The sequence below is a fragment of the Vibrio sp. R78045 genome, assembly GCF_042466085.1.
GTDB lineage: Bacteria > Pseudomonadota > Gammaproteobacteria > Enterobacterales > Vibrionaceae > Vibrio > Vibrio cyclitrophicus.
Genome location: NZ_JAXHBS010000018.1, coordinates 519299 through 532126 on the forward strand (window position 1 = coordinate 519299; position 12828 = coordinate 532126).

At 40.8% G+C, this 12828-nt stretch carries 13 protein-coding genes and 1 pseudogene; 4 read left to right on the forward strand and 10 right to left on the reverse strand.

Going from position 1 to position 12828, the window contains the following annotated elements:
* The first annotated feature begins 39 nt into the window (after positions 1-39).
* Positions 40-1389 (forward strand): ATP-binding protein, encoded by a 1350-nt coding sequence (locus SJY39_RS24020; protein WP_010441508.1) that lies wholly within the window; start codon positions 40-42, stop codon positions 1387-1389.
* 116 nt (positions 1390-1505) lie between these two features.
* Here the strand turns inward: SJY39_RS24020 and SJY39_RS24025 are convergent, their stop codons facing one another.
* From SJY39_RS24025 to SJY39_RS24035, 3 genes are all read right to left on the reverse strand, one after another.
* Entirely contained in the window at positions 1506-1886 is a 381-nt protein-coding gene (locus SJY39_RS24025) for a VOC family protein (RefSeq protein WP_010441510.1), read from the reverse strand.
* A gap of 320 nt (positions 1887-2206) precedes the next feature.
* A complete protein-coding gene (locus SJY39_RS24030) occupies positions 2207-3514 on the reverse strand; it encodes an LssY C-terminal domain-containing protein (protein WP_016793751.1) in 1308 nt (435 codons plus the stop codon).
* A gap of 14 nt (positions 3515-3528) precedes the next feature.
* Entirely contained in the window at positions 3529-4257 is a 729-nt protein-coding gene (locus SJY39_RS24035; protein ID WP_010441514.1) for a glycosyltransferase, read from the reverse strand.
* Positions 4258-4612: 355 nt separating this feature from the next.
* Here SJY39_RS24035 and rplY point away from each other — a divergent pair, with 355 nt between their 5' ends.
* A complete protein-coding gene (rplY, locus tag SJY39_RS24040; RefSeq protein WP_010441516.1) occupies positions 4613-4891 on the forward strand; it encodes a 50S ribosomal protein L25 in 279 nt (92 codons plus the stop codon).
* 1184 nt (positions 4892-6075) lie between these two features.
* Here the strand turns inward: rplY and SJY39_RS24045 are convergent.
* From SJY39_RS24045 to SJY39_RS24075, 7 genes and pseudogenes are all read right to left on the reverse strand, one after another.
* Positions 6076-6402 carry a hypothetical protein gene (locus SJY39_RS24045; RefSeq protein ID WP_016784583.1) on the reverse strand — a complete coding sequence of 109 codons (327 nt, stop codon included), beginning with the start codon at positions 6400-6402 and terminating at the stop codon, positions 6076-6078.
* A gap of 65 nt (positions 6403-6467) precedes the next feature.
* Positions 6468-7010, reverse strand: coding sequence for a HEPN domain-containing protein (locus SJY39_RS24050; protein ID WP_016788809.1), 543 nt, complete (start codon positions 7008-7010; stop codon positions 6468-6470).
* 155 nt (positions 7011-7165) lie between these two features.
* Positions 7166-8346: pseudogene (locus SJY39_RS24055) on the reverse strand (IS3 family transposase).
* 793 nt (positions 8347-9139) lie between these two features.
* Complete coding sequence (locus SJY39_RS24060) at positions 9140-9565, reverse strand: hypothetical protein (protein WP_016769268.1); 426 nt, start codon at positions 9563-9565, stop codon at positions 9140-9142.
* Positions 9566-9700: 135 nt separating this feature from the next.
* A complete protein-coding gene (locus SJY39_RS24065) occupies positions 9701-10585 on the reverse strand; it encodes a hypothetical protein (RefSeq protein WP_228006010.1) in 885 nt (294 codons plus the stop codon).
* Between the two features lie 168 nt (positions 10586-10753).
* Positions 10754-11188 carry a hypothetical protein gene (locus SJY39_RS24070; protein ID WP_016793472.1) on the reverse strand — a complete coding sequence of 145 codons (435 nt, stop codon included), beginning with the start codon at positions 11186-11188 and terminating at the stop codon, positions 10754-10756.
* Between the two features lie 171 nt (positions 11189-11359).
* Positions 11360-11812 (reverse strand): hypothetical protein, encoded by a 453-nt coding sequence (locus SJY39_RS24075; protein WP_241805171.1) that lies wholly within the window; start codon positions 11810-11812, stop codon positions 11360-11362.
* Positions 11813-12050: 238 nt separating this feature from the next.
* Between SJY39_RS24075 and SJY39_RS24080 the strand changes: the two genes are divergently transcribed.
* Together SJY39_RS24080 and SJY39_RS24085 are read left to right on the forward strand one after the other, a co-directional pair.
* Positions 12051-12323 (forward strand): DUF1778 domain-containing protein, encoded by a 273-nt coding sequence (locus SJY39_RS24080; RefSeq protein WP_016790030.1) that lies wholly within the window; start codon positions 12051-12053, stop codon positions 12321-12323.
* Complete coding sequence (locus SJY39_RS24085; RefSeq protein WP_016790029.1) at positions 12320-12817, forward strand: GNAT family N-acetyltransferase; 498 nt, start codon at positions 12320-12322, stop codon at positions 12815-12817. Before SJY39_RS24080 ends, SJY39_RS24085 begins: the two co-directional genes overlap by 4 nt.
* Positions 12818-12828: the final 11 nt, after the last annotated feature.

Sequence of the window (12828 nt, forward strand, 5' to 3'; positions counted from 1 at the left end):
ACTGATAAATCGCAACGAGCAAAGGCAGGCTAGAAATGCATGAATCTAAAAAAAAGAACGCTTAAAAACATCAGTCTAAAAAGCCGCTTGCTTCTCGCTGCGGCTTTTTGGTTGGGTGCAATGATACTTGCTGCTGGTATCGGTATACCAAAATTGGTTAATGATTACTTGGTCGATGACGTAAAGCAGCAATTGAGTCTTACTATGGACGAGTTAACTGCAAACATCGAAACAAGTAACAGCGGCAACCTTATCATGGCCGAACGTCTTTCCGATCCAAGATTCAACCAACCGTACAGCGGGATCTATTGGCGTGCATCCACTCAAGATCAGATCATTCGTTCTCGTTCTCTATGGGATAAAGATCTTACCATCAAGCGTTCACCCATTCACACCTCCGTTAAGGGACCTCAAGACGATAAGTTGATTTACATCGAGCAAGACATTTACTTACCTGAACTGAGTGAGCCTGTCACCATTACTATTGGCCTCGATGAAGACCCACTAGAGTCAACACTCAATCAGTTAACACGCCAGGTTTGGCTTATTTTGATGTTGTTGTTTGTAGGGGTGCTACTGCTCATCGGCATTCAAGTCAGTTGGTCACTACTGCCACTAAGTAAAATGCAGCGCGAACTGGTGATGCTAAGAAAAGGCGAACAACAAGGGTTAAGTGATAACTACCCGAAAGAAGTGTCTCCGCTAGTCTCTGACCTTAATGCCCTACTCTTCCATTACCAAGAGCTATTGGAGCGAGCTCGAAACCACGCAGGTAACCTTTCTCACGCGTTAAAAACACCGTTATCGGTTTTGAAAAATGAGATAGAAATGCTTCCCGATAACGAGAAGAAACTCTTACAGCAACCCATTTATCAAATTCAAAGCCAAATTGACTATCACCTTGGCCGCGCACGCATGGCGGGTGCAATGAATATCCTTTCCGTGAAGTCATCACCTTGTGAACGTGTCGAAGCTATCGCGATGGCTTTTGATAAAGTCTATGCCGCTAACGACGTCACCATGATCAATGAGCTGGATTCTGAACTTGAAGTCGCCGTAGAAAAAACTGACCTAGATGAAATGGTCGGCAACCTGCTTGAAAATAGCTATAAATGGGCGAGCAGTATTATTCGAGTTCACGCCAACGCGCTTGCAGACGGTAATATTGAATTGGTCATTGAAGATGACGGAAAAGGCATTCCTGAAGAGAAACTCGCGCAAGTCACCAAGCGAGGCGTTCGACTTGACGAAACAACGCCAGGTACAGGTTTGGGGCTCAATATAGTGAACGAAATGGCCCACAGCTATCGAGGCAGTTTAACTCTAAGCAAGAGCTCTATGGGGGGGTTAAAAGCCTCTCTCATTCTAAAGGCCTCTCAAGCTTCTTAGGCTTCTTAGGCTTCTTAGGCTTCTTAAAAACAATAAAGCTTCTGGGCGCGAAAAGCAGGCGTTTGCCTATCATTTGCAAACTCCTGCTCTTTTTTCTTACTTAATTAGAGCTCACTTTAACTCATAGAATGCAACCCTATCGTATTGCCCTCAGTATCACTGACAACACTAATGAAACCATGTTGACCAATGGCCATTTTGGGCACTTGTAAGGCACCACCATTCGCTGCTGCTAAGCTCGCTTCGGTCTCACAGTCTTCACAAGAGAAATAAACCATCGTGCTGTTACCACCAGCTTTGACACCAGACATAGAACACAGCGCCCCTGTTGCACCGTAACTGTCCATCTCACAAGGAAATACCCACATTTCAATGTCGATTTCAGTTTCGTTATCTAACTTCTCTAGCCTCACTTTAAACACAGCTTCGTAAAAAGCCTTCGCTCTCGCCATATCATCGACATAAATTTCAAACCAACCAATCGGATTCATTTGCATAACGTTGTCCTTGGCTTTCGCCGCTTACTCGCCCTTAATTAGCATAGACAAAGAAAACAGATTATCGCTGAGAAGTAGCTTATAAGAGGGTTAAGTTACTTAACTTAAAATAAGCGCTGAAGAAAAGGCAAGGCCCTGTTCGATTTAAGAATTAAACAAGGCTCATATTATTGGCTGTTCTAGGATGGGTAGACCAGAAAGAAGCGAGAGAAAGATAAGCAGTTAGGTAACTACTATATGGGTGCATATCACTAGAACGATGGATAATGAGCCAAAAACCAAAGCAACAGGTTTCCTTTAACAAGCTTTGTACCACTCTCCTATATATCGTTCACTGCCACATTTAAAGCTGGCGATTTAACGCCGTACGTCGTTGCTCCAATCATCAGAATTTTGCCATCAGTATAATAATCGTGATTATCATTCAAAGCTTCTGCGTTAGCGAGTGGCAAGTGCACCAAACCAATATTTGGATAAGTCGATTTGATCTGTTTGGCAAACCTATCGCGTTCTTCATCCACATTCGGGTCAATTTTATGAAGTATGGTGACAATACCTGAGTACGGCGTCACTTTAAGCCCATCATCGTAGCTGATTGCCCCTAACCACTTAAGTTGATTGCTATTACTGTCTAGCCCTGCGTTCCACCAACGTATGTGGCTTCTTTTCATTAGGTTTCCAGGCAATTGAAATGCCATATCTTGAGGCTGATTTCGCCAATACAAGTCAGAAACCGGAGGAGTATTCGCTTTTAACAAGGCTAAATAATGTGACCATTCAATCTCATGTCGAGAAAAGGTTTGGTTCTCTATCCAACCAAGTTGATTCATCAATTCACGGGGAGACTCCCCGACATACACAACATTGATCGCTTGTGCATCGTAAACGGGAGACAAGCCAGGAAATGCTTTATAAATCACTTGCTCTAAGTCAATAGAGGCCGTTTCTTCTGGCGCTTGTTGAGTTTGAAAATCATCGGCCTTCCAGAAGAAGTGCGCGTAATTTACGTAGCATAACCAAACGACCAAAAGTGTACTGGTCTTCAGCGTCAGTCTGCGCCACTTGAACTTATATCCGATTGTGACAAAGGCAATAACGACGACCAAGCCAATCATTAAGCTTTGATGTTCAGTAAGAAAAACCTTAACAGTATTCAATAATGGAAACTGTTCAACTCCATGTGCCAATAACATGCCCCATGCAATAAATTGTCCACCACCAAGCAACAACCCAATCGATGAAAGCAGCGTAAAGCTACTCCACTTAACGCGATGAGAGCCCGCAATAAAAGGTACGACCCAAGCAATAGGTCCAAGAAGGCGAGCAGCCACAATAATGTAATTGCCCTTCTTTGCGATTAGGTAACGGCATCGAGCCATAAGCCTTTTGGTTTTAGGGCGGAATTTTATAAGTTTCTTTTGTGCGGTTGCACCCCATTTTGATCCAATAAAATAGCTCAACTGGTCTCCGATGAAGCCACCCAACATCACTAGCACCAACGCCATCCATGCACCTGAATACAGTTGAAAGCCCGCAGCGATAAAAAAGGGCTCTCCCGGTACAAATAGGTTCGGGCCTATGAGTGCGTCACCTAATGCACCCAAAAACAGCCCTAGTCCATCAAACATAACAACCTCAGCGCTTACTGTTCTTTATAATGACCAAACTTGTAGTTCATCTCGTTGTTACGCATTTCACCCTTAAAGAAACGTCTTACATTGGCTTTAAGGTAAGTTGATCCCGTTTTAACAACACCGTCTTGGTCTAACCGACGAGGGTCAAAGCCAAAAGTCATATTCAGGAATCTAAATCGCCATGTCTTGCTCGCACGTTTTACGTAATCACAGTCTTCGCACAATACAATTTCTTCATCGAACCCGCCGATTTCATCGTGTACTCGCTTAGTCGAGAAAATACACGCACCAATCGCTGTTGGAAAAAAGAACTGAGTGGCAAATAGCCCGGCGTTAAACACCCCATAACCAAACTTGTGAACAAGCGGCAACCCCTTAGAGCTCATGTACACGCCTGCGACTTCAAGTTTCTTCTCGTCCAATTCATAAAGCGCTTTGGCAAGAAAGTTTCGAGGTAAGCTTACATCAGCGTCTAAAAAGAGGATTCTGTTGTACTGAGCCAAAGAAGCTCCCGTGTTTCTGCCCAAACTCACACCACGTGTTTCCATGTGGTGAACCGTTAAGTTTGGCAATGCACTTTCATAGGCCTGCGCCACTTCTCTTGTGTTGTCTTCGCTGTTTGAATCGACAACGATAACTTCAAACTCCTGATGGGTTTGGACGCTCAACTTTTCCATCAAGCGTCCAATGCGTTTTTCTTCGTTTAAAGTGATAACGATAATGCTAACCGGTTCCATATGTTCACCTATTTATTCTGCTGTTTAATTAACACTAAGATTAACTAACAGAGTCTTAACCAATCCTTAGTTGAACATTCATTTTCCGTTCATTAGCTGATGATATAAATAGATAAGGTCTGTGATACAAAGGGCGAGAAAGGCAGAAATGAAGACCAATGAACGTTTTATCGTCAAACGAGCTGAATATCGAAGGAATTTCCCTTTGTGATAGGCTTCTGACTTGCTCCGGTTTGAATGTAATGTTAGTATCCGCGCTCGCTTAAGCATGAACTCGTTTATGCATAAGCATTACCACATACTCAAGGTCGCATTGAGGTGTGAAGTTAATTTTTACTAATTTGAGAGTAAAACTATGAAATTTGAAGCAGTAGTACGTACTGAACTAGGTAAAGGTGCGAGCCGCCGCCTACGTCACGCTGGTAAATTCCCAGCTGTAATCTACGGTGGCGAAGCAGCAGCTGTAGCTATCGAACTTGTTCACGCTGACGTGATCAACCAAATGGATAAGCCTGAATTCTACGAAGCAATCACTCTACTGATTGACGGCGCAGAAGTTAAGGTTAAGCCGCAAGACGTTCAACGTCACGCGTTCAAGCCTAAAGTTGAGCACATGGACTTCATCCGTATCTAATTCCCTACCAAGGAATAAGATTGGATTAATCCAAGCCTTCTGCATAGAAAAGATAATCGATCTTACCAGTCGAGAAATCTAGAAATTCGAAACCCCGATGCTACCAACATCGGGGTTTCACCGTTTTTGAGCCCTCAAAAACGTCGTAAATCTCGCGCAATATACTGAAAATAATCAACTTTCCTCTTCCCCACTTTATCCCAGTTTTGCTTGGGTGGATTAAGGGTGGACGAAAGGTGGACTTATACAGTAGTTTTTCTAACATTAAGACTAGACCGCTTTTTCGCTAGGTTCAATACACTACTCAAACAAAAAAACAAAACCGACTAACATCTAAAATATTACTTGTACGGCTTTGTACGCACTTCTAAACGAATATAGTCATCATGAATAAGAACCACTCCTTTGGCGCAACTGACATCAGCTAAGAGCCACTTATTTACATTCTTGTGTATTGGACTAGGCGCTACCACTACGTAATACACTCCAGGCTAATCCAACAACAGTGAAAGGCGATCAAGAAAACACTTCTGGCCTTTCGTTCATTCTTAACACCATCTTCCAAACTAACCCTTCAATTCTCATTCAATGACATAACACGCCTGAACTAACTATTAGCAAATAAACCTACTCATCCAGTATTAAGAACTTTAAAGGCCTATAGGCATTCACTGATCCGCACACTCACTTTTCAGAACATAACACCCAGCTTCCCTGACCAAAAATCACGGATTCGGAATCCGAATAATTAATAGAACGTCTATGCAAACCAAAAATATTGAATAATTTGGGGCCAAGGATTTGTGATGGTGGGGCTCTGGTCGCATCACAAGCATAAACTCCCGCAACCCCCACCCTCATGCACTCTAGGTGACACTTTCAGTTCACCTAGAGCGCACGGATTTAAAGGGCTAACGAGAGATTTTATTAACCAAGTAATGTTGACACTTTTTTGGAAGAAATCTCAATCCAGATTCTAGTGCTAATTCTTAAAAATCAACGGCGTTTTGAAGGAGAAAAAAACGAGTAACTCTACGATTTTCACTACAACTCGTATAATAAACTCGTAAAAGTGAGGTTGCCGAAGCAAAATTGTAGCGGATATCCGAATTCGCGAATAAAAAGGAATAATATTGAGATGGTTGCAGCTATGAAAAAGAAGCGGCCTGATTAGCCAACTTTCCTTAGGCTCTTCTTTCTAGAATACTCGTAATGTCTTTTTTGAGTTCGTCTGAAAGGCGTTCGAATTTTTCTGGTGCAACCAAGCCTTCCGCACACATTTGCATGAGCTGAATAAATGCACGGCTTCGAGAGTGGCCGTCGAAAATCAACTTCATTTGCTTTTGAGATTCTTTGGAATGCTGACACATAAAGTTGAACCTTTCCCCTACAGGTTCTGATTCATCAGTAATCGTTTTGATTGCTTCATCTAGCTGTCGAGTACAAAACCGTTGCGCAGCTTCACTCTTTATCTCGCAAAAGATTTTCCAATCAGACTCTTTGATATTCATACCGACCTCCATAAAGTGTTACTTCTTAGGGTAGAACATGGCGCCATAGTCGTTTGTTATATGAATTATATCGCCAATAGTTTCCTATCGGTTACTTCAACTAACTCTCGAAAAAAACGTATGCACTTGTCTAGCTCCTCACGCTTCACTATATGAGAAGACTGTTTATCAATTTGTGCTCTATGGACCGCTTCACCACGCTTTCTAAGCCAAGAGTTTAACGCAGTTCTTGAATCTTTTGCTGTGTGAAAGTTACCCCAAACCCAACTTTCAGTAACGTCTATACCGAAAAACTCTTGGAATAGATCCTTAGTTTTCTTAGAGTCTGGATTATTGAAAACTTTAAGATGATCATGCAATCGCCCTGTTATTATGCTGCCAACCTGAGAACCCATAACCATTCCATATTTAGCATTAATTAATTCGGAAGCTATATCTTCAACATACGTCTCCCAAGCAGTCAAAGTCATGATCAAAGTTGCTCGTTTTAGCACCTCTGGTGGACGCATACCACTATCACAGTGATTCATCGAGTCATAACAGGCTATTAACTCTTCTGAATCTGAAAGTGCTAACTCAAATTCCTTTCTTGCTTGAGACATATACATATATCCTCCTTATTCATATAACGCCCAATTAGGGTGTGAGTAACGCTACCACGTAACTCGATAAAACCACAGTAATCACTAAAATCCAATTTTACACCAAAATTGCTAAGCGTTAGGAATGATCTTCACCCGATAAAATGGACACCCTATCTTCTTTAACCCGTCATGACTTCATATTCATGCGGGCTTCGATATCCAAGACTTGAGTGCAGTCTATAACGGTTATAAAAATGCTGGATATAACCGACAAGTTTATCTCTAAGCTGCTTCTCACTTTTAAAGCTATTTTTCCTAATTATGTCGCCTTTGAGCGTATGGAAGAACGACTCCACCTCTGCATTATCAGTACAATGACCTGGGCGATTCATGCTTGGGACAATTCCATTTTTTGATAGTAAAGCTTGAACTTCATGGGCTCGATATTCAGAGCCTCTGTCAGTATGAAATAACAGGCGCTCTTGTGGCTTTCGATTTCTAATGGCCATTCTCAGCGAACTCATCGTTAGTTGTGTACTCTTCTTACTACCAAGCGACCAACCGACGACTTTACGCGAGTAAAGATCAATAACGACCGCTAGATACATCCAACGTTTGCCTTGCCTGATATACGTTAGATCTCCAGACCACTGTTGATTAACTGCCGTTGGTTTTGGTGTGTCTTTTTTAATATTCTTAATCGATTGATAGAACCGATGTAGCTTGGCCATTTTCATGTAAATGCGATAACTTCGTGCTCTTAGCCCTTGCTCTCTCATGATCCGAGCCACACGCTTGCGGCTAACCAAAACTCCTTGCCGCCTCAGTTCTGCATGAACTCGTGGGCTACCGTAGGTCTCTCGACTCTGGGTAAACACTTTAATTATACGCTTCTTCAAAGCCTGCTCTTCTTGATCGTAGCGGCTTGGTTCTCTATCAAGCCATGCGTAGTAACCCGACTTAGAAACAGATAGAAAACGGCACATCAATACAATGGAATAACGCGTTTTGTAATGGGCTATGAATCGGAATTTTGTCGATTTTCTTGGGCAACGAATCGTTGCCACTTTTTTAGCAAGTCATTCTCGAGCTTAAGTTGTTCGTTCTGACGTTCGAGCTCTGCAATCCGACTAGACTCAGTTTTCTGGCTCGGGATCTGAGTCCTTTTCTTACGTTTATCTTCCATAATAACCCCTTATCTATAGTCCTTTCGCCATTTAGAAAGCATATAAGGGTGGATATCTAATGATAGCGCCACGCTTTTAACTGTAGCTCCTTCTCGAAGCGAAAGTCGGACAGCAGTTACCTTAAATTCCGTAAGATATTGTTGAGTTTTTTTACCTGATTTATAAGCTGGCATAATCACCTCCAATTACAATTGAAGGTGTCCATTAGATCGGGTCAACTACAGAATCACTCTTAAATTGTTTGTTATGCAAGTGGTTGATTTTTTAAGTCTCAGCCTCATATATGTGATAGGTCAACAGTTTTAAGCCCCCATCCATGGAAAAATTCAAGAAACCTATGATTAAATTCATTGTGTTAATGGTTATAGCTTTTAGCACAACACTCATATTTCCAGTCCAACAACTTATTGATGCTTCATTCTCAGATAAGACCGAAACCGTATTGTCTGTAATCCTGTACCTACAAGTAACTTGTCTAGCAATCGTATGGAGGTTTATGCTGCTAGATAAGCAAGTCATTGTCTCAAAGATTTGCTCCTTAATGAGCTACCTAGCCTTTACTACTATTGCTTTTGGTTCGTTGCTAGGGACATGGTTAACTAAATACATACTAAATTCGGGTTATCACTTTTTTTCTTCAGAACACCTAATTATTCGAGCAGTTTTGTTGTTTCTACTATCCGGAGCACCAACCCTGATAGTTTATCTAAGTAAAGATATTCCAAACATCATTAAAAAAAATATAAGAAACTCATACTTTCCAATGAGGCTTTATGTCGCGGGATTGTTGTGCGGAATTACTTGGCTATATTTATCAGCCACACTGCTTGCCTCGGTTGTATAACGCCCTGTTAAGGTGTGAGCAACGCAATACAAAGGCCGCCGCATACCACCTTAAACACTAAAACCAACGCATAGTAAAAATGCCACGCGTTGCGAATCACTCTTAAACAGTTTGTTATGTGTTTACTCAAAGTACCCCTCGGAAGCAATTGCAACCGATTGAAAGTACAACCCTTCACCTTCTTCTAAGTCAGGAAGAGTTGGACGCCAGAAAGATAACTGAAGCTCTTTAAATACGTAGCTATAGCCTAACTCTGGATCAGAATGATCATAGTTACCTTCTAGCTGAATTCGTTCGAGCACATTAGTCGCTAATGCCCTATGTACGTCAAAGCCAAGCAAGGTCGTTGAAAACAACTCAGACACAGCGGCTTCAATGAACTCAACTCTTCCTTCATTATCAAAATCTACCATGAGACCGTCTAAAAAATGATGGCGATGACCATAGATGCAATTTGGAGCTCCGATAACATTGATCACTTCAGTTTCTGTCATACCGAGCTTGACTGGACCGATTGAGTTTCTTAGTTGAATTTCGAAAATTTCCATTTTTATCCTAAAAACACATAACGCCCAATTAAGGTGTGAAGCACGCGTCCACGGTACTTCATTTGACCACCGTAAACACTGAACTAAATCCAAACCAAAAATGCCAAGTGTGCTGAATCATTCTTAAATTGTTTGTTAGTTCTCTGTGCTCACTGTCATCAAAATTGCTTTTGTTGGTATAGATATATAGGTACTGCTATTGTGAAGCTTCAGCTTTGTATTAGCACCAACATTAGTAAAAAGCACATCAACTTGTTTTAACCAACAGCCTTGTATACAGTTTAAGTCAGCTGCGCCTTCTTTAGTTTTTAACCAAGGTAGTACATTTTTATATCGTGCTTGGTCAATTAGAAGGTCCACTCCGATTTGACGTACGCCCATTTTTTCAAATGTTGTACGAGTTACACCTCCCCCAATTTGTCCCACAACTAGTGGCGTAATATACACAAACGCATAGAGACACATTATTACTAGATCTTTACTTACGCGATTGCTAACAATCGGACTCCCTGTCGAATCTAAGATTTGCTCTGTTTGATTAGACTTACTCGATACCACAGAAACCAACACATAGCCCAAAGCAACCAATACTATAGTTCCAATAATTACAATCATGGGATGTTGATTTATGTATGCAGCACTGAAAATTATACCGTTTGCAAACAACCCTCCGACGACAATTGTAAACCAGTCACTTTTTGGTAGCGGAAGTACAATATCACCTTTATATGTACTTAGTTTTAAAATGTAGTTAATTGGTTTAGCTAGTAACGACACCCAAAAAACACTAGCTATAAAGAAACCAAACACAGCTACCGAGTAATAAAACCCAAAGACTACAATTGCCCATATAAAAAACAGAGCATCTGCAATTGTGAGTCCTGACGGATAGTGGTTGATGCTAGCACAATAGTAAATAACCAGAATTGCACCAAATATTGCACCAACGACTCCTAAGGTACGTGAATGCTCTTTTATGATGCTAAATAAATTCACAATAATTGTACGCTGATTTTCCAACTTTCCCCCTGAGAACTAACGCCGCGTTAAGCGGACTAAAATAGTTGGTTATAATGTGTAGCGAAGCGAAACGTAACCCACTGTTTTAGTTCCGTTTAAACGCCTTGTTAAATGTATGCTCCTTGCTAACTGGATTAAAACCCGCTGAAAAGTAGATAAGTATGAGTTCTAATTTAATATAAATGAAAATATACGTCTAAACATCCAATAGAGTAGTGGCAATAAAATTTGTAACGCTGCAAAACCAAAAATAAAAATGGTCAAATCCGTTGGCCCATCACCAGTTATATTAAAAGGAGGCGTACTTCCTATTGTTAAATCCTCACCAAGTTTTTGAATATCATTTTTCATGCCTACTAAAACAGTATTAGATAAAGATTGTACTATACACTTAACAACAGCACCAAAGAAGAATATAAAGCTAGCGATCAATGCGATTGAAAATACACCTGCAGCATGTCTAAAAGGCTTGGAACTATCTTGAGCAAGGATGTAACCAACTAAAGCTATAGCCACTGCAACTACTGTTGACGTAATGCTCTCTGTTTTGAAATAAGTCATAGCCACTAAAATAGCATCTATCAGAAAAGTAAATAAGTTCATCTAGTCTTTCCATTATAAATTGAAGCAAACATCATGAGACATGACACATACATTTAACGCCCGCTTAAGTGGTGAGCAACGCAATACCAAAGCCGCCGCATACCACCTTAAACACTAAACACAAGACATAGTGAAAATGCCACGCGTTGCGAATCCGTCTTGAAGCGTTTGTTATAAAACATTTACTTTCATATGCATATGAGGATTACTGTCCAATATTTGAAGGTACTTATCAATATTTTGGAAATCATCAGAGAAACATTCAGAAAATGAGCAGTAATTGCATAGAGCCCTCATTATAAGTACCAAAGCCTCTTCTTTAATATGACCGTTTACTACCGGTTCAAATACACCCTTAGCATCAGGATGCTTAACTGCATTTTTTGTTTTATTTAGAACATTAATGACATCCTTTTCATTGTAATTAGGAAAAACTTTGCGATTAGTCAAGCGAGTAACTTGTCTCAAAGCCGGATCTTTCTGCGTATGCTTTCTAATAAATCCAGCAAAAATTTCTTCTGATGCTCCTGCAAGCGTTAAAGCTGAGCTATATTTTCCACTCAAAAATAGATCTATCGCACACTGAAGATGCTCTTTTGCAATAAGAAATTTATGATGTTGCACAATGAAAAACTCCACCTGTTTTATAACGCCCAATTAATGTGCGACAACGCTATAACACCCAACCTAAACCATTGCACCGTAAACACAAATTTCAAACCGGATTAAACTCGCCAAGCGTTAGGAGTCACTCTTAAATTGTTTGTTAGTTTTGCGTGCCAAAGTGACACAATGATTGCTTAATGCTCACTTTAAGACCATAATACTCATGTGACATTTTGACACAAAAGGAAATTACATTATGGCTACTACTTTGCCCCGCATCACTGCTAGAGTTGATGTCGATACACAATACTTACTGACAAAAGCTGCGGCAATTGCAGGCATGTCTAGTATTAACTCATTTGTTCTAAGTGCTGCTATCGAAAAAGCCAAGCAAGTTATTGAACGTGAACAAGCCCTTAAGCTTAGCCAAGCTGATGCTATGTTACTTATGGATGCTTTAGACCGTCCTGCAACAATCAACTCAAAATTGAAAACTGCTTCTGAGCGTTACGAAAGCAAAACTCAATGATGAACACGGTACTTCTAGAAAAAGCAAAACATGACAGAAATCGGTTCAACTGTGGTATTGAAGCTCTTAATAACTACCTGAAAGTAATGGCGAGTCAGCAAGCAAAGAAAGACAACACCAGAACATTCGTTTTAGAAGATGATAACGATAGCTCACATGTCATTGGTTTTTATACACTAACAATGACACCTATCGACTTGAAGGCTTTACCCGACAAGCTACAGAAAAAACACCAATCATCGACTTCTGGTGGTCTAATTGCCCGTTTAGCAGTCGATGAACGCTACAAAGGTAAAGGCTTTGGCGAGTGGCTCCTTATTGATGCACTTAGAAAGCTACTAGCAGCCAGTGATAGCGTCGCATTCCCTGTAGTTATTGTTGACGCCAAAGACGGAGCAAAAAACTTCTACGAGAGATATGGCTTCCAAGCGTTTCAAGATGCAGAAAATAAACTCTTTATTACCATTTCTGATATAAGGGCGAATTTAGGCTAGTTGACTGCTTG

Excerpts from the sequence above, each read along its gene's own strand:
- SJY39_RS24030 (WP_016793751.1), bottom strand. The coding sequence starts at position 3,514 with ATGTTTGATGGACTAGGGCTGTTTTTGGGTGCATTAGGTGACGCACTC.
- SJY39_RS24080 (WP_016790030.1), top strand. The coding sequence starts at position 12,051 with ATGGCTACTACTTTGCCCCGCATCACTGCTAGAGTTGATGTCGATACA.
- SJY39_RS24045 (WP_016784583.1), bottom strand. The coding sequence starts at position 6,402 with ATGAATATCAAAGAGTCTGATTGGAAAATCTTTTGCGAGATAAAGAGT.
- SJY39_RS24060 (WP_016769268.1), bottom strand. The coding sequence starts at position 9,565 with ATGGAAATTTTCGAAATTCAACTAAGAAACTCAATCGGTCCAGTCAAG.
- rplY (WP_010441516.1), top strand. The coding sequence starts at position 4,613 with ATGAAATTTGAAGCAGTAGTACGTACTGAACTAGGTAAAGGTGCGAGC.
- SJY39_RS24035 (WP_010441514.1), bottom strand. The coding sequence starts at position 4,257 with ATGGAACCGGTTAGCATTATCGTTATCACTTTAAACGAAGAAAAACGC.
- SJY39_RS24050 (WP_016788809.1), bottom strand. The coding sequence starts at position 7,010 with ATGTATATGTCTCAAGCAAGAAAGGAATTTGAGTTAGCACTTTCAGAT.
- SJY39_RS24025 (WP_010441510.1), bottom strand. The coding sequence starts at position 1,886 with ATGCAAATGAATCCGATTGGTTGGTTTGAAATTTATGTCGATGATATG.
- SJY39_RS24085 (WP_016790029.1), top strand. The coding sequence starts at position 12,320 with ATGATGAACACGGTACTTCTAGAAAAAGCAAAACATGACAGAAATCGG.
- SJY39_RS24020 (WP_010441508.1), top strand. The coding sequence starts at position 40 with ATGAATCTAAAAAAAAGAACGCTTAAAAACATCAGTCTAAAAAGCCGC.
- SJY39_RS24070 (WP_016793472.1), bottom strand. The coding sequence starts at position 11,188 with ATGAACTTATTTACTTTTCTGATAGATGCTATTTTAGTGGCTATGACT.